The organism is Cupriavidus pauculus (assembly GCF_003854935.1).
Lineage (GTDB): Bacteria > Pseudomonadota > Gammaproteobacteria > Burkholderiales > Burkholderiaceae > Cupriavidus > Cupriavidus pauculus_C.
Window position 1 is genome coordinate 244,336 of record NZ_CP033970.1, and the last position, 17,049, is coordinate 261,384.

Genomic DNA, 17,049 nt, shown 5'->3' on the forward strand with positions numbered 1-17,049 from the left:
CCCTATGCACAAGCCGCTACGCAACATCCGCGTGCTCGACCTCACCAACGTGCTGGCGGGGCCGTTCTGCTGCCACCAGCTCGCCCACATGGGCGCCGAGGTCATCAAGGTGGAAACGCCGGGCACCGGCGACCTCGCGCGCCAGCTTGGCGCCGATGCCGAACTCAACCGCAACCTGATGGGCGTGTCGTTCCTGGCGCAGAACCCGGGCAAGCGCTCCATCACGATCAACCTCAAGCACGCGCGCGGCAAGGAAGTGTTCCGCAAGCTCGTGCAGGGCGCCGACGTGGTGGTCGAGAACTTCCGCCCCGGCGTGATGACGCGGCTCGGGCTCGGCTACGACGCGCTGAAGCTGGAGAACCCGCGCCTGATCTACTGCGCGATCTCGGGCTTCGGCCAGGACGGCCCGCTGTCTGACCTGCCCGCCTACGACCAGATCATCCAGGGCATGTCCGGCGTGATGAGCATCACCGGCGACGCGGCCAGCGCGCCGCTGCGCGTGGGGTATCCGGTGTCGGACACCATCGGCGGCATGACGGCCGCGTTCGCCATCGCCGCGTCGCTGGCGGACCGGGACCGCACCGAGGGCTATTTCCTGGACGTGTCGATGCTGGAAGCCACCATGGCGACGATGGGCTGGGTGGTGTCCAACCACCTGATCGCCGGCAAGAACCCGGTGCCGATGGGCAACGAGAACATGACCGCCAGCCCGTCCGGCACGTTCCGCACCGGCGACGGCCCGCTCAACATCGCCGCCAACAAGCAGGAACAGTTCGAGGCCGTGTGCCGCGTGGTGGGCCGCCCCGATCTGGCCACCGACGCGCGCTTTGCCGAGCGCCAGGCGCGGCTGGCCAACCGCGCCGCGCTGACCGCCGAGCTGGAAGCGGCGCTGGCGGGCAAGTCGGCCACCGAGTGGTGGCAGTTGCTGAACGCGGCCGGCGTGCCGGCCGGGCCGGTCATGCAGGTGCCCGACGTGCTGGCGCATCCGCAGGTGCGCGATCGCGGCATGATCGGCGACTTTGCCGACGTGCCCGGCGTGGGCCGCGACATCCGCGTGGTCCGCACCGGCTTCAAGGTCAACGGCACGGCGCCCGCGGTGGACACGCCGCCGCCGCAACTGGGCCAGCACACCGACGACATCCTCGGCGAACTCGGCTACGACGCCGACGCCATCGCCACACTGAAACAGGAGCGCGCGCTATGAGCGAGACTTTCCCGATGGACGCGGGCCGGCAGGCGTCGCAGGACTGGTGGCGTACGTCGATCATCGACATGAAGCCGGGCGAGATCCGCTACCGGGGCTATCCGATCGAGCAGCTGATCGGCAACGTGTCGTTCGCGCAGATGATCTGGCTGATGCTGCGCGGCGATCTGCCGGAGAAACGCGCCGGCGACCTGCTGGACGCGGCGCTGATGGCGGCCGTGGACCACGGCCCGCAGGCGCCAAGCATCGCCATCGCGCGCATGGCCGCGACATGCGGGGTGGGCCTGAACAACGCGATGGCGTCGGCCGTCAATGTGCTGGGCGACGTGCACGGCGGTGCCGGCGAGCAGGCCGTGGAGCTGTACCAGGACATCGCGCGGCGCCAGGACGCCGGCGAATCGCCCGACGCGGCCGTGGCCGCCGGCCTGGCCCACTATCGAGACCTGCACGGCAAGTTCGTGTCCGGCTTCGGCCACCGCTTCCACCCGCTGGACCCACGCGCGCCACGGCTGCTGGCGCTGGTGGACGACGCCGCGCGCGACGGCGTGGTATCGGGCCGGTATGCCGCCATCGCCCGCGCCGTCGAACGCCACCTGAGCCAGGGCCGCGACAAGCCGATCCCGATGAACATCGACGGCGCCACCGCCGTCATCTACGCCGAACTGGGCTTCCCGGCCCCGCTGGCCCGCGGCCTGTTCTGCCTCTCGCGCTCGGTGGGCATCCTGTCCCACGCCTGGGAACAAACCCAGCAAGGCGGCCGCAACAAGGGCCCGATCCCACGCCAGTTCCTGTGGACCTACGACGGACAGCCGCAGCGGGATGTGCCAGGGGCAGCGTAGATCGGTGTAGCCGTGGTACCGCTGGTTTTCGCTCCCCTCGACGTTCGCCAGCGACGTTTTTTGCTCCCCTCTCCCGCCTGCGGGAGAGGGGTTGGGGGTGAGGGCCAGCGGCTCAAATTGCGACGTCAATCGGCAAGCAGACACGCCACGCCCTCTCCCCCGGCCCCTCTCCCACTTTGTGGGAGAGGGGAGCAAACCGGCGACATACATTCGCCAACGGCATTTCTTGCTCCCCTCGACAATCGCCAGCGACGTTTTTCACTCCCCCTCGACAATCGCCAACGCCGTTTTTCACTCCCCTCTCCCGCCTGCGGGAGAGGGGTTGGGGGTGAGGGCCAGCGGCTCAAATTGCGACGTCGATCGGCAAGCAGACACGCCATGCCCTCTCCCCCGGCCCCTCTCCCACTTTGTGGGAGAGGGGAGAAAACCGGCGACACACATTCGCCAACGGCATTTCTTGCTCCCCCTCGACAATCGCCAACGACGTTTTTCGCTCCCCTCTCCCGCCTGCGGGAGAGGGGTTGGGGGAGAGGGCCAGCGGCTCAAATTGCCACGTCGATCCGCAAGCAGACACGCCAAGCCCTCTCCCCCTGCCCCTCTCCCACTTTGTACGAAAAGCAAGAAAACCAGCGGCATTACATTCGCCAGCGGCGTTTCTCGCCCCTAATGAAAATCCCGGCTTCCCACCATCAGCCGGCCCAGCAGCGGGCTCAGGTCGACGAGTTCGTCGGCGACCAGGTGGCGGACTTCGCCCTGGCGTTGCCAGGTGCCGATCACGCCGAGCAGGGTGGCGCCGAGGACTTCCTTGCGCTGGCGTTCCACCAGGCCGGGCCAGATGATCACGTTGATGGCGCCGGTCTCGTCCTCGATGGACGTGAAGATCGTGCCGCTGGCCGTGGAGGGCCGCTGGCGGACCGTGACGATGCCGCACGCGCGCACGCGGCGGCCGTTGCCGAGCCGGGACAACTGCTGCGCGGTCACGTACCGCAGCGCGGCCAGGCGGCGTCGCAGCAGCGTCAGCGGGTGGCACTTCAGTGACAGCCCCAGGCTCGCATAGTCGGCCGCCACGTCCTCGCCAAGCTTCGGTTCGGGCAGCGCCAGCGCCAGTTCCTGCGGCGGCGCCTCGTGCAGCAGGTCGCGGTGCGCGCTCTGCACGGCGGCGCCGCGTGCGTGCCAGCGGGCCTGATGCCGATGGCCGGCCAGCGACACCAGTGCGTCGGCGGCGGCCAGTACGTCGATGTCGTGCGCGTCCAGCGCCGCGCGGTGCGCCAGGTCTTCCACGCTGTCGAAGGGCCGCGCGGCGCGCGCCGCCTCGATGCGCAGCGCGGCCGCCTCGCGCATGCCCTTCACGCGGTTCATGCCCAGCCGCACGTCGCGATGGCGCTGCCCGGTGCGGCGCGGCTCCAGCGTGCTTTCCCAGCCGCTGATGGTGACGTCCACCGGCTGCGTCGCCACGCCATGGCGGCGCCCGTCCTGCACGAGCTGGGACGGCGAGTAGAACCCCATGGGCTGGCTGTTGAGCAGCGCGCACAGGAACGCGTCGGGGTAGTGGCACTTGATCCATGCGCTGACGTAGACCAGCTTGGCAAAGCTGGCCGCGTGGCTTTCCGGAAAGCCGTACTCGCCAAAGCCCTCGATCTGCTTGCAGATGGCCAGCGCGAAGGGCTCGGGGTAGCCGCGCGATGTCAGCGCGCGCACCAGCGCGTCCTGGTGCTTCTTGAGATCGCCGCGCCGCCGCCATGCCGCCATCGACCGCCGCAACTGGTCCGCCTGGCCCGGCGTGAAGCCGCCCGCCTCGATGGCAAGCTGCATCACCTGTTCCTGGAAGATCGGCACGCCCAGCGTGCGGCCCAGCACGCGGCGGATCACGTCGTTGAAGTAGGTCGGCATCTTGCCGGTGCGGCGCAGGTCCTCGCGCCGCTTCAGGTACGGGTGCACCATGCCGCCCTGGATGGGCCCGGGCCGCACGATGGCCACCTCCACCACCAGGTCGTAGTACTGGCGCGGCTGCAGGCGCGGCAGCATCGACTGCTGGGCGCGCGATTCGATCTGGAACACGCCGATCGTGTCGGCCTTGCAGATCATCTCGTAGGTGGCGTCGTCGGTCTCGGGCAGGTCCTCCATGCGCGTGGGCAGGCCCGCGCGCTCCGGCTCGGGGTTCGGGATCATCGCCAGCGCGCGCCGGATGGCGGTCAGCATGCCCAGCGCCAGCACGTCCACCTTGAGCAGCCCCAGGGACTCCAGGTCATCCTTGTCCCACTGGATCACGCTGCGGTCCTTCATCGCCGCGTTCTCGATCGGCACCAGCCGCGACAGCTTGTGCCGCGCGATCACGAACCCGCCCACGTGCTGCGACAGATGGCGCGGAAAGCCGCGAAGCTGCTCGGTCAGGCTGGCCCACTGCCGCACGGCCGGCGAATCGGGGTCCAGCCCGTAGCGGGAGATCCGCTCGATGAACGCGGTGCCGCCGTCCCACCACGCCTGGCCCTTCACTACCTGCTCCACCACGCTCGGGTCGATGCCCAGCGCGCGCCCCACGTCGCGCAGCGCGCTGCGCGAGCGGTACGTGATCAGCGACGCGGCCAGCGCGGCGCGGTGGCGGCCGTACTTGTCGTAGATGTACTGGATGACCTCCTCGCGCCGCTGGTGCTCGAAGTCGACGTCGATGTCGGGCGGCTCGTCGCGCTCGCGCGACAGAAAGCGGCCGAACAGCAGGTTGGCCTGCTCGGGGCTGACCTCGGTGATGTGCAGGCAGTAGCAGACCAGCGAGTTGGCGGCCGAGCCCCGGCCCTGGCACAGGATGCCGCGCTCCCGCGCGAAGCGGACGATGTCGTGCACGGTCAGGAAGAACGGCTCGTAGTGCTTCTCCTCGATCAGCGCAAGCTCGCCTTCCAACTGGGTCTCCCAGTCAGGCTCCATGCCGTGCGGAAAGCGTTCGGCAATGCCCTTCTTCACTTCCTGGCGCAGGTAGCCGATGGGCGTCAGGCCGGCCGGCACCAGTTCCTCCGGATACTCGTAGCGCAGCGCGTCGAGCGAGAAGCGGCATTGCGCGGCGATCTTCAGCGTCTGCGCCAGCGCGTCGCGCGGGTACAGCCGCGACAGCACCTGCCGCATGCGCAGGTGCGCCTCGGCGTTCGGCGCCAGCGCCATGCCGCACTGCGGCAGCGGCTGGCCCAGCCGGATGGCGGTCAGCACGTCGGCCAGCGGCTTGCGCGAGCGCACGTGCATGTTGACCGCGCCGGCCGCCACCAGCGGCACGCCGGTATCCCGCGAGACGTCCTGCAGCCGCGTGCGGTGCAGCGCATCGGCATGGCCCTGCAGCAGTTCCAGCGCGATCCACGCGCGCGCGCCGAACACCTCGCGGCACCACTGCGCCTGCGCGCGCAGCACGTCGGCATCGGCGCAGTAGCCGGGCAGCAGGATGGCCAGGCAGTCGGGCATGCCGCGCAGGTGGTGTTCGTCGGGCTGGGGATCGGCGATGTCGGACGGATACAGCAGGTAGCTGCCTTTTTCCGCGCGGCGGCGGCCGAGCGTGATGAACTCGCTGAGATTGCCGAAGCCGTCGCGGTTGCACGCCAGCAGCACCAGGCGCGGCGCCGGCATGGCGTCGCCGGGCGCGGCGGTCAGCGTGAAGCGGCTGCCGATGACCAGGTTGAAGGCGTCGGCCGCGGCCGCCAGCGTTTCCAGCATCGCGTGGCGGCGCTCGGCGGCGGCGTGGTCGTCGGCGGGGCCGGCCGTGGCCTCGCCATCCTCGCCGTCCTCGTCGCCTGCCGCGGCGTCGCCGGCATCCGGGTCGTCGTCATCTTCGTCGACGAACACCACGATGTCGTCCACGTCGTCGGCCTCGCCGGCGGCCTGCCCGGCCGACAGCCGCCGCGCGCTGCGCGCCACCGCTTCCCACATGTCCTCGCGCAGCACCTTGATGGCGTGGTGCGCGCGGGCCGTGCCGGCCACCGAGCACTCGTCGGTCAGCGCCAGCCCGCTGTAGCCCAGCTGGAACGCGCGGGCGATCAGCTCCTGCGGGTGCGACGCGCCGTCCAGGAACGTGAAGTTCGAAATGCAGTGCAGCTCGACGTAGTCGGGCAGCGACGGCAGCAGGGAAGACAGTCCGGGCAGCATGGTCGAGGGTGGTATTCAGGCGAACAGGCCGTGCAGGAACCAGCGGTAGTCGCCGCCGTCTTCCTGCCCGTCGCGCGTGGGGCGGCCGGGGCGTTCGCGATAGACCCAGCAGCGCAGCCCGTCGGCGCGTTCGGCGATGAAGTAATCGCGCGTGGCCAGCCCGCCGTCCCACCAGCCGGCCTCGATGCGCTCCGGCCGCGTCAGCATGACCAGCGGCCCCTGGTAGACGGGGCGGTGCTTTTCCACGCGCAGCGCCTGGGGCGATTCCAGCAGCCACAGCGGGCGTTCGGGCGGCAGCGCGCCCGGGGCCGGCGCACGCGCGGGCGCGTCGCCCAGCGGGCCCCAGCGGTTGGCGCATTCGGGCCGATGGTCGGCCAGCGGCTGCGGCTGCAGCACGTTGTCGCGGCCCAGCCGGGCCACCAGCGTATCGAGCAGCCGGCCCAGCTCGGCCGGCTCCGCGCCGGGCTCCGGGAACAGCGAATCGCTCTGCGGCAGGCACGTCTCCATCGCCTCCACCCGCAAACCCAGCCCGCTCACCGGCGCGTGAAAACGCACCTTGTCCAGCTTCTCGCGCAGCAGCTTCGACAGGTGGACCGGGTCGCGGCTCGGCTGCGCCAGCGCCAGCGGCACCGGCGTGCTGTCGGTGTCCTCGCCCAGCCGGTAGCGCTCGTGTTCCAGCACCAGCACGCAGCGCGTGACGCCGGCCTGCTGCGCCGCCAGCCAGCCGGACAGCGCCAGCAGCAGCCGCTGCGCGCCGGCCAGCACGCCATCGGCCGCTTCGATGCGGCCGGGCAGCTCCATGCGCTGCGCAAAGGCCGGCGGCGCCTCGAACCAGGCAAAGCCCGATGGGGCATGGCCATAGGCCTGGTCCAGCCGCGCCAGCAGCTCGGTGCCGATGCGGCGCGACAGCCCCGCGCGCGGCAGGCGCCGCACCTGCGCGAGCGTGCGGCAGCCGATGCCTTCGAGCCATTCCGGGTCGGTGTACGCGTGCAGGCAATCCACGGGCAGGCGGTCCAGCAGCCGCGTCATGCGCGCCGGCTGGATTGCGCGGCGGGCCGGGCGGACGATGCCGCGCGGCGTGCGGCGCACCGGCTGGCGCGCCAGCCATGCCGCGCCCTGCGCCGTGGTGCCGCTGCCCACCTGCGCGAACGTGCCCAGTTGCCGCACGCGGGCGCGCACCTGCCGGCACAGCGCGCGATGGCCGCCGAACAGCCGCAGGCTGGCCGTGACGTCGAGCATCACCGTGGCCGATTCCGGCTCGGTGTCGATCGTCACGGCCGGCGTGAAGTGCAGCAGCGTCAGCGCCACCGACGTCAGCAGGTCCGCCTCGGCCGCCAGCCCGCGTTCCAGCTGCACCACATCGGCGGACAACGCCTGCACGCCGCCGCGCCGCATGCCGTAGCACACGCCCAGCGCCATGGCCGGCCCGTTGGCCAGCACCACGCGCTCGTGCTCCACCACCGCCACCGGCAGCTTGTGCAGCGTGCCGATGCCGGGGGCGGCCGGGCCGGGCGGGCCGGCGGGCTCAGGCCAGCTCGGCTGCAGCGCGTCCAGCGGCAGGCGCGGCAGGTGCACCGCGATCCAGTACGTCATCGGCAACATGGTCGGCACCCGCCGGCGTGGCGGGCAGGACGGCGGGCATGCCCGTGCGTTGCGGCACGTGGGCCATGCCTTCCAGCGGCAAAATCAGCGGCGTGTCCCGCACGGGGCCGCGCCGCTTGTGGAAGTCGATCGACATCAGGTTGCCCGGCTGCGGCGACAGCGCCAGCCGCAGCACGGCGGGCGACGACTCATGCAGCACCCGCAGCGGCCGGAGCACCCAGACCACGGTGTCCCCGCCCTGCGCCAGCACCTGCAGGCGCCGCAGCGCCTCGGGCCGCGCGCGGCCCAGCCAGACCAGCACCGCGCCGAATGCCTGGCTGCGCAGCATCTGCTCGGCGGCCCAGAGCATGTCCGTGCGCTGCGACGCCAGCGTTGCCGCCGGGGTCGGGCGCACCCAGTACACCTGGCGCGCGGGCAGCCGGGCCGCCGCCAGGCTGGCGGCATTAGGCAGGTAGGGTGGATTGACCAGGCCGATGCGCCGGCCGCCGGCGGCCAGCGTGCGCAGCGCCGGCATCAGCAGGCGCAGTTCGCCCGTGCCGTCGTGCGCCAGCATCAGCTCTGTCACGGCGCCGGCGGGCCAGCCGCCGCCGGGCAGCTCGGCGGTCAGCGCGTCGTAGCCGGTGGGACAGACGGGCAGGCGCCCGGCGCGGCCAAGCTGGCCCGCGCGCCACAGGCCCGGATAGCGCTGCTCCAGCTCGCGCACCGATTCGCGGGGCGCGGCCGGCGGCGGACCATCGGGCGACGGCGCGGGCGGGGCGGAAGATGGCACATGGTCCGGTGCCGCCAGCGGCAACTGTCCATGCGGGGATGCGGTCATGGTGTGGCAGTCGTCCGGCCGGGGGTCGCCGGCGCGGACATAGGAATTCGTCGAATACTGTATGTTTATACAGTATCGGGACGAGCGCAAGCGCCGGACACCGCAAGTGGCGCGTCCAGCGCTTTGGCGGCCGGATTTGCGCGCTTGCCACAGTTGCGTGCGGTGAATTGCAAACAAGTGTCAAGTGTCATTGTGAAGTGTCAGGCAGTGCGGAAAAATGCGCTGCATGAAAAGGAATACGCGCGAGTGCGTTCATCTTCTGATCGAAGGCTTGCAACGTCAGGGCCCCCTGCGCCGTGACGCGCTGGCCGACGGGTGCGGCCTGACGGCCGAGGAAACCACGCGCGCGCTGAAGGCCGCGCGGCAGATGAGCGTGATCGACCATGTGCCCTACGGCCCCGGCACCCCGCCGGCCGCCGTCTTCTACCAGTTGACCGGCCGCCAGTTGCCGCCCGCGCGCAAGAGCACGCGCGTGCCGCCCGCCCCGGACGACCGCTTCCAGCCGTTGCTGGAAGCATGGTGGAACAGCAACGAACTCGACCGCGCCTGATCCAGCCTGATCCAGGCCGCCCGGGCCGGCCGCTTCCTTCCCTAGCGTTCCCGCCGGTAGCGGGCCTGCATGATCTGGATCCACTCGCCGCTGTCGGTCTGCATGAACGACGTCAGCGTGCGGTGGTCGTCATCCTGGAACGCGATGACGTCACGGTACTTCGCCATCTTGCCCGGCACCACGCTGCCGTCCGGGTTGAAGGCCGGGCCATCGGCGCGCAGCGTCAGCGTCTTGCCATCGGCCTCCAGGTCGCCTTCGTAGACCCACATGTGCGTCATCATCGAGCCGACGAAGGTGCCGACAAAGTGCTTGCGGGCCGGGTCGTAGCCCAGCGTCATCACCGTCACGGCCGGGCCGCAGCCGGGAAAATCGCCCTCCGAGCGGGTCTGCACCCAGGCGTCGCCGATCTTGCTGACCTGCTCGGGAATCTGCCACTTCTCGGTGGGGCCGTCCGGGCCCATCTGTGCCTCGCCCTCGGCCATCCAGTTGCCAGCCAGCTTGTGCAGCCAGCGGTGTTCGTTGGTGGTTTCGATGTTCATGCAAACGTCTCCAGTTCGGTTGCCACGGTTGCGCCGCCATCTTGTGTACAGCGTACACAAAGCCTAGTCGACGATCCGTCCGATGTCCACATTCGATCCGGAACATGACGAAAATGTCATGCGTCAACCCGATTGAGACGAATCAGCAACAGCTTGAGCCGGTCGCGTCAACGCCGCGCGCCAAGGCTGCGTACCATCCAAGGCATCAACCGGCACTTTTGCGAGCACATCATGGGCGCCCCCACCCCATCTTCCGTTTTTCGTACCATCCCGCTGTCGTTCTTCGGCATGGCGGTCGGCACGCTGGCCCTGGCCAACGCGTGGCGCGGCGCCGTGCGCGTCTGGGCTATCCCGGCGCTGCCCGCCGTGGTGCTGGCGGGCTTCGGCCTGGCGCTCTGGGCGGTGCTGATCGGCGCCTACCTGCGCAAGTGGGCCGTGGCGCCCGATGTCGCGCGCGCGGAAATGGCCGATCCGGTGCAGTCGTCGTTCGCGGCGCTGATCCCCACCTCCACGCTGCTGGCGACGCAGATCGTCCAGCCCTACGCGCCGCAGGTGGCCATGGTGATGTTCGGGGTGGCGACGGTCGGACAGCTCGCGCTGGGCGCCGCGCTGCACGGGCGGCTCTGGCAAGGCGGGATGGAACCGGCGGCCATCACGCCGGCGGCCTACCTGCCGGCCGTGGCGCCGGGTTTTGTCGGGGCCACGGCGGCGGCCATGTTCGGCTGGCACCAGGTGGGCATGATGCTGTTCGGCGTAAGCCTGCTGTCGTGGCTGGCGATCGAGTCGATGCTGCTGAACCGCGCGGCGGTCAACGCGCCGCTGCCCGAGGCGCGGCGCGCGCTGCTGGGCATCCAGATTGCGCCGCCCGTGGTGGGCGGCACGGCGTGGATGGCGCTGACGCACGGCCAGCCAGACCTGTTCGCGTATGCGTTGCTGGGGTACGGCCTGTACCAGGCGCTGGTGATGCTGCGGCTGGCGCCGTGGATTGGCGTGCAGCGGTTTTCGCAGGGGCTCTGGGCCTTCAGCTTTGGCGTGGCGGCGCTGCCCGGCATGGCCATCCGCATGGTGGAGCGCGGCGCCGGCGGCGTCATGCCGCAACTGGCGTTCGGCCTGTTCGTCGCCGCCAATGCCATCATCGGCGTGCTGCTGTGGAAGACGGCGGCGCGGCTGCTGCGCGGCGACCTGCTGCCCGCCGCGCGCCGGCCCGACCCTACTGCGGCAGCCGGACCTTCGGCACGATGAACTGGTTGCCCGGTGCGCGCATGACGTCGCACTGGGCGTCGCCCTGCCGCGCCTCGCCGGCCTGGTTCACGAACGCGATGGTGCCCACCACGCTGTAGACGTCCTCGGCCACGCGGCGCGTGTTGCTGCCCAGCCAGCGGAACCGGTCCGGATTCGGCAGCTTGGCCTTGACCGCCTGCATGCAGGCAAGCGGGGCTTCGGGCGCCTCGGGGCGGCCGCCGCGCTGGCCCAGTTCGACGTTGACCGGGGCATCGGCCGCCGGGGCGATGGCCGGCAGGGCCGCGCCCGTCACGAAAGCGATAGACGCCAGCAGCAAGCGGCGTGCATGCGTTGTCATGGGTATTCACTCCAACAAAAACGGCCGGCACGCGCGATGCATGCCGGCCGGTTGCCATTGTACTGCGGCGGTTGCCTGGGCGATTACACGGACATGTCGCGCGCCTCGGGCTTGCGGTCGTCGAACCAGCGGTAGAGCACCGGCACCATCACCAGCGTCAGCAGCGTCGACGTGATCAGCCCGCCAATCACCACCACGGCCAGCGGCCGCTGCACCTCGGAGCCCGGCCCCGACGAGAACAGGAACGGCACCAGGCCCAGCATCGCGATGGTCGCGGTCATCATCACCGGCCGGAACCGCTGCGTGGCGCCGCGCACCACGGCGTTGCGCAGCGACATGCCCTGCTCGCGCAGCGTGCGGATGTACGACACCAGCACCACGCCGTTCAGCACCGCCATGCCCCACAGCGCGATAAAGCCCACCGACGCCGGCACCGACAGGTATTCACCCGTGACGAACAGCCCGATGATGCCGCCGATCGACGCGAACGGCAGCACCGTGATGATCAGCGTGGCAAAGCGCAGCGAGTTGAACAGCAGGAACAGCAGGAAGAAGATCGCCGCGATGGTGAGCGGCACGATCAGCTGCAGGTGGCCCATGGCGCGTTCCATGTTCTGGAACTGGCCACCCCACTCGTAGTAGTAGCCCTCCGGCAGCTTGACCTTGCTCTCCGTGGCCGACTGCAGCTCGGCCACGAAGCCGCCCAGGTCGCGGTCCTTCACGTTGATCATCACCACCACGCGGCGCTTGGCCATCTCGCGGCTGATCTGCGCGGGGCCGTCGCTGACCTCGATCTTCGCCACGCTCTGCAGCGGCACCTGCACGCCGTCCGGCGCCTGCACCAGCAGGTTGCGGATGGCCTGCACGTTGCTGCGGAATTCCTCGGGCAGGCGCACGGCCGCCGCAAAGCGGCGCTCGCCCTCGAAGATGTCCGTGGCACGCTTGCCGCCGATGGCGATCTCGATGATGTCGTGGATGTCCGACACGTTCAGCCCGTAGCGCGCGATGGCCGCCCGGTCGATCTCGATCGACAGGTACTGCTGGCCCGAGATCCGCTCGATCCGGATGTCCTGCGAGCCCTGGATGCCGCCCGCCACGCGCGCGATCTCGCCGGCCAGGTCACGCAGCTTGTCCAGGTCGTCGCCGAAGATCTTCACGGCGATGTCCGAGCGCACGCCGCTGACCATCTCGTCCACGCGGTCCGAAATCGGCTGCGCCATCACGATCTGCACGCCGGGAATGGCCTTGAGCTTCTCGCGGATGGCGTTGGCGATGTCGTCCTGCGTCCAGCCGTCGGGCCACTCGTCGCGGTCCTTCAGGCTGGCAATCGGGGTCGACTCGTTCTGGCCTTGCGGGTCGGCCGGGCTTTCGCCGCGGCCCACGCCGGACACCACCGACTTCACGCCGGGCACTTCCAGCACCAGCTTGTTGGCCTGCTTCTCCAGCTTGATCGACTCTTCCAGCGAGATGTTCGGCACGCGGTCGATGGCCGGCACGATCGAGCCTTCCTTCATCTCCGGGATGAACGACGTGCCCAGCATCGGCACGATCAGCACCGTGGCCACGAACATCCCCACCGCGCCCAGCACCGTCTTCTTGCTGTTGAGCAGCGCCCAGTGCAGCATGCGCAGGTAGTGGCGCTTCATGAACGCGATGATGCGCGTGTCATGCTCGGCGCCGCCCTTGAGCAGGTACGACGACAGCACCGGCGACAGCGTCAGCGACAGGAACAGCGAGATCGCCAGCGCGATCGAGATGGTCACGGCCAGCGGCGCGAACATCTTGCCTTCCATGCCCTGCAGCGTCATCAGCGGCAGGAACACCAGGATGATGATGCCCACGCCCACGATCACCGGCGTGGCCACCTCCTGCACGGCCTTGACCAGGATCTCCGTGCGCGTGAGCCCGCTCTTGTCGGCGTGGCCCAGCCGCTCGAACGCGTTCTCCACCACCACCACCGATCCGTCCACCATCAGGCCGATGGCGATGGCCAGCCCCCCCAGCGACATCAGGTTGGCCGACAGCCCCATGCGGTTCATCACCATGAACGTCAGCAGCGGCGTCAGCACCAGCGTGGCCAGCACGATGACCGACGAGCGCACGTCTCCCAGGAACAGGAACAGCACGATCACCACCAGCACCACGCCTTCGAGCAGCACCTTGGTGACCGTCCACAGCGCGGCGTCCACCAGTTCGCTGCGGTCGTAGTACGGCACGATCTGCAGGCCGCCGGGGATCATGCCCTTGTCGTTGATCTCGGCCACGCGGGCCTTGATCCGGCTCACCACCTCCTTGGCGTTGCCGCCGCGCATCATCATCACGATGCCGCCCACGGCCTCGGTCTGGCCGTTCTTGACCAGCGCGCCCTGGCGCACCTCGTGGCCGATGGTCACCTGCGCCACGTCGCGCAGGTACACCGGCGTGCCGTTGACCTCCTTGAGCACGATGCTGCCGATGTCCTCCACGCCCTTGGCCAGGCCCACGCCGCGAATCAGGTACTGCTCCGCGTAGTGCGGCAGCACGCCGCCCCCGGAGTTGGCGTTGTTGCGCGCCAGCGCCTGGTAGACCTGCTGGATGTTGACCTCGTAGTGGCGCATCCGCTCCGGGTTGACCAGTGCCTGGTACTGCCGCACGAAGCCGCCCTGCGAGTTGATTTCCGCCACGCCCGGGATCGACCGCAGCAGCGGCCGCACCACCCAGTCCTGCGCGATGCGGCGCTCGGCCAGCTCTTCCTGCGTCAGTTCGCGGTTGCCGTCGTCGGCGCGGTCCAGCGTGTACTGGTACACCTCGCCCAGGCCGGTCGAGACCGGGCCCAGCACCGGCGCCACGTCCTGGGGCATGCGCCCGCCCACCTCGATCAGCCGCTCCATGACCAGCTGCCGCGCGAAGTAGACGTCGGTCTTGTCGGTGAACACGAGCGTGATCAGCGACAGGCCGGCCTTGTTCAGCGAGCGCATTTCCTCCAGCCCGGGCAGGCCGGTCATCGACATTTCGATGGGCACCGTGACAAAGCGCTCCACTTCCTCGGGCGAGCGGCCGGTGGCTTCCGTGGCGATCTGCACCTGGACGTTGGTCACGTCCGGGAACGCATCGACCGACAGCTTGCCCGCCGCCCGCAGCCCGAAGAAGAACAGCACTACCGCCACCACGCACACCACCAGCCGCTGCTTGATCGCGGCTTCCACAAGCGATGTCATCATGGCGGCTTACCCCTGTTCCAGTCGCTTGCGCTCGTTGTCGAGGTGGAACGCGCCCTCCACGACCACGCGGTCGCCCGACTTGATGCCGCTCTGCACCACGCGCATGCCGTCGCTCTCCGAGCCCAGCTTCACCTTGGTCAGGCGGTACTGGCCCGGCGCGGTTTCCACGTACACCTGCTCGTCGTTGCCGTCACGCACCACGGCGGACCCCGGCACCACCAGCGTGTCCACCGGCTTGCCGGCGATCAGCATGCTGGCCAGCATGGCCGGCTTCAGGCGCCCTTCCTTGTTCTCCAGCTCGGTGCGGACCAGCACCGTGCGCGACTGCGGATTCACGGTGCGGCCAACGTAGATCAGCTTGCCCGTGATGCGGCCGTTGCTGTTGGCCAGCGACGGCACCTCGATATCCACGGCCTGGCCCTCGGCCACCTGCGCGGCCTGCTGCTCGGGCACCTCGGCCACCACCCAGACGCGCGACAGGTCGGCCACGGTGTACAGCGCGTCGGCCGGCTGCACCACCTGGCCCTGGGCCACGTTGCGCTCCACCACCGTGCCGTTGATGCTGGAGAACACCGGCGAATACGATTCGATGCTGCCGTTCTTGGCCAGCGTGGCAATGGCCTGGGCCGACATGCCCAGCACGCGCAGCTGGTCGCGGTAGGCGCGCATCTCGGCCGCGGCAATCGCGTACTCGCTCTGGCGGCGCTGCAGTTCGGCGCGGCCGATCACGTCGGCGTCGAACAGCTGGCGCGCGCGCTCGGCGTTGCGGGCCTGCAGCTCGTTCTGCGCCTCGGCCTTCAGGAACGCCATCTGCGCGGCGCCCAGTTCGCTGCTGTGCAGGCGCGCCAGCACCTGGCCGGCCTTCACTTCCTGGCCCAGGATGGCGTACAGGTCGGTCACGCGGCCGGTAACGGTGGCGCCGATGCGCGACACGCGCTGTTCGTCGAAGTCGACGCGGCCGGCCACGCGCAGCATCTCGCTGAACGGGGACGTGGCCACCACGGCCACCTTGAGGGTCTTCTGGAGGTTTTCTTCGGGCTTGACCACGCCGGGCGGCAGCTTGGGCGCCTCGGCAACGGCTTCGGGCTCCTTGGAGCAGCCGGCCAGCGACAGCGCCAGCACAACGGCGGCGGCAATGGAAAGCAGGGAATGGTTGGGGCGCATGGTCAGTTCAGATTCGGGGATACAGGCATGGAGGGCGCGGGGCCGGTGGGGGCACCGGGCGTGGCCGACATGAGCTTTTCAATCTGGATGGCGGCGATCTGCATCTCGTACTGCGCGTTGATCAGCTCGGTGCGCGCATTGCGCAGCACGCGCTGCGCGTCCAGGTAGTCCAGGATGCCGCGCTCGCCAAAGCGGTAGGCGGCTTCCGCCACGCCCAGCGCCGACTCGGCCTCGCGCACGATGCCCGATTCGAGCGCCGTGACCTGGGCCTGCGTGATCTCGTACTGCTGGAACGCGGTGTCCAGCTCCTGGGTCAGTTCGAACTCGCGCGCTTCCAGCGCGGTGCGCGCCTGCGTGGCCTGCGCCGTGGCCTCGCCCACGGGGCCGCTGCGGCGGTCCCAGAGCGGAATCGTCATCACCAGGCCGATCTGCGAGACGTTGTTGTCCGGCTGGCGGTCGGTGCTGGCCCGCAGCGCCACCTCGGGCAGCCGCAGCGAGCGCTGGTAATCCACGCCCAGCCGCGCGCGTTCCAGTTCGCTGCGGCGCTGGATCAGCTCGGCGTTGTTGGCCTGCATGGTGTCGCGCAACACGGCCAGCGTGGGGATGTCGGGCGTGTTGGCCAGGCTGCCGTGCAGCCCATAGCGCATCGGCATGGCGCCGCCCACCTGCTGGCGCAGCGATGCCTTGGCCTGCTCCACGCGCAGCTCGGCGGTCTGCAGCGTCTTCTGCGCGGCCAGCAGTTCGGTATCGGCCTTGATCAGTTCGTAGCGCGGCGCCTCGCCCACGTCCACGCGCACCTTGGCGCGTTCCTGGATCTGGCGCATCAGGTTCAGGTCCTCGCGCGCGGCGGCCAGTTCGGTCTCGCGGCGCAGCACCTGGTAGTACGACGTCTTCACGCGTGCGGCCAGTTCGGCACGAAAGCTCAGCCGCTGCGCCTCGGTCGCCTCCAGCCCGCGGCCCGCCATGCGCTCGCGCAGGCTGCGCTGGTTCGGATAGTCGAATTTCTGGACCACGGCATACGACGGCGCGTTGCCGCTGGCCACACCCGGCTGCTTGCCGGACAGGCGCCCGTACATCACTTCCACCTGCGGGTTCGGATACGCACGCGACGTGGTGATGGCCGCGGTGGCGGCATCCACGTTCGCCTGCGCCGCTTCCACGCCCTTGTTGGTCGATTGGGCGAGTTCCAGCAGTTGGGACAATTCGAAGGTTTCGGCCGCGGGCGTGGTGGCGCGCGGCATGGCCTTGGCGGCCAGGAGCTGCGTGGACGGCCGCATGGACGACGCCGGGGCGGCGTCCGGCTGGGACTTCGACGCAGCGGCGCCGGCCGGCACCGGCTGGGCGGCCCAGACCGGCGCCGCCAATAGCGACAGCGACGCGACCCAGGTCAACGTTTTCTTGGTCTTCATGTCGGAAAGGTTCTAACGGTACGGCTG

At 69.9% G+C, this 17,049-nt stretch carries 12 protein-coding genes; 4 read left to right on the forward strand and 8 right to left on the reverse strand.

Annotated features, from left to right (window positions below):
- Positions 1-4 precede the first annotated feature (4 nt).
- Both EHF44_RS19275 and EHF44_RS19280 read left to right on the forward strand, forming a co-directional pair.
- Complete coding sequence (locus EHF44_RS19275) at positions 5-1,204, forward strand: CaiB/BaiF CoA transferase family protein (RefSeq protein WP_124685348.1); 1,200 nt, start codon at positions 5-7, stop codon at positions 1,202-1,204.
- Positions 1,201-2,043, forward strand: coding sequence for a citryl-CoA lyase (locus EHF44_RS19280; protein WP_124685349.1), 843 nt, complete (start codon positions 1,201-1,203; stop codon positions 2,041-2,043). Before EHF44_RS19275 ends, EHF44_RS19280 begins: the two co-directional genes overlap by 4 nt.
- 663 nt (positions 2,044-2,706) lie before the next feature.
- Here the strand turns inward: EHF44_RS19280 and EHF44_RS19290 are convergent.
- The 3 genes from EHF44_RS19290 to imuA are packed head-to-tail and all read right to left on the reverse strand — an operon-like array spanning position 2,707 to position 8,581.
- Positions 2,707-6,162 carry an error-prone DNA polymerase gene (locus tag EHF44_RS19290; protein ID WP_124685350.1) on the reverse strand — a complete coding sequence of 1,152 codons (3,456 nt, stop codon included), beginning with the start codon at positions 6,160-6,162 and terminating at the stop codon, positions 2,707-2,709.
- A 15-nt stretch (positions 6,163-6,177) separates the two neighbouring features.
- Positions 6,178-7,755, reverse strand: coding sequence for a Y-family DNA polymerase (locus EHF44_RS19295; protein ID WP_124685351.1), 1,578 nt, complete (start codon positions 7,753-7,755; stop codon positions 6,178-6,180).
- Positions 7,688-8,581 carry a translesion DNA synthesis-associated protein ImuA gene (imuA, locus tag EHF44_RS19300; protein ID WP_124685352.1) on the reverse strand — a complete coding sequence of 298 codons (894 nt, stop codon included), beginning with the start codon at positions 8,579-8,581 and terminating at the stop codon, positions 7,688-7,690. The genes EHF44_RS19295 and imuA overlap by 68 nt, the downstream gene beginning before the upstream one ends.
- A 226-nt stretch (positions 8,582-8,807) precedes the next feature.
- Here imuA and EHF44_RS19305 point away from each other — a divergent pair, with 226 nt between their 5' ends.
- On the forward strand, positions 8,808-9,131 hold the full coding sequence (locus EHF44_RS19305; RefSeq protein ID WP_253700256.1) for a hypothetical protein: 324 nt from the start codon (positions 8,808-8,810) through the stop codon (positions 9,129-9,131).
- 41 nt (positions 9,132-9,172) lie between these two features.
- Here EHF44_RS19305 and EHF44_RS19310 read toward each other — a convergent pair whose 3' ends face one another.
- Positions 9,173-9,670: a DUF1579 domain-containing protein gene (locus tag EHF44_RS19310; protein WP_124685354.1), complete on the reverse strand. Its 498-nt coding sequence runs from the start codon at positions 9,668-9,670 to the stop codon at positions 9,173-9,175.
- Between the two features lie 231 nt (positions 9,671-9,901).
- Here EHF44_RS19310 and tehA point away from each other — a divergent pair, with 231 nt between their 5' ends.
- Entirely contained in the window at positions 9,902-10,912 is a 1,011-nt protein-coding gene (gene tehA, locus EHF44_RS19315; protein WP_124685355.1) for a dicarboxylate transporter/tellurite-resistance protein TehA, read from the forward strand.
- On the opposite strand, the gene EHF44_RS19320 is transcribed toward tehA, so the two are convergent.
- From EHF44_RS19320 to EHF44_RS19335, 4 genes are all read right to left on the reverse strand, one after another.
- Positions 10,881-11,249, reverse strand: coding sequence for a DUF2880 domain-containing protein (locus tag EHF44_RS19320; protein ID WP_124685356.1), 369 nt, complete (start codon positions 11,247-11,249; stop codon positions 10,881-10,883). The two genes, tehA and EHF44_RS19320, sit on opposite strands and share 32 nt — an antisense overlap.
- Positions 11,250-11,332: 83 nt before the next feature.
- The gene (locus EHF44_RS19325; protein WP_124685357.1) at positions 11,333-14,449 is read right to left on the reverse strand and encodes an efflux RND transporter permease subunit; all 3,117 of its coding nucleotides are present in this window, start codon (positions 14,447-14,449) and stop codon (positions 11,333-11,335) included.
- Between the two features lie 6 nt (positions 14,450-14,455).
- Positions 14,456-15,613: an efflux RND transporter periplasmic adaptor subunit gene (locus EHF44_RS19330; protein ID WP_124685358.1), complete on the reverse strand. Its 1,158-nt coding sequence runs from the start codon at positions 15,611-15,613 to the stop codon at positions 14,456-14,458.
- 2 nt (positions 15,614-15,615) lie between these two features.
- Positions 15,616-17,022: a TolC family protein gene (locus EHF44_RS19335; protein ID WP_124685359.1), complete on the reverse strand. Its 1,407-nt coding sequence runs from the start codon at positions 17,020-17,022 to the stop codon at positions 15,616-15,618.
- Positions 17,023-17,049 lie beyond the last annotated feature (27 nt).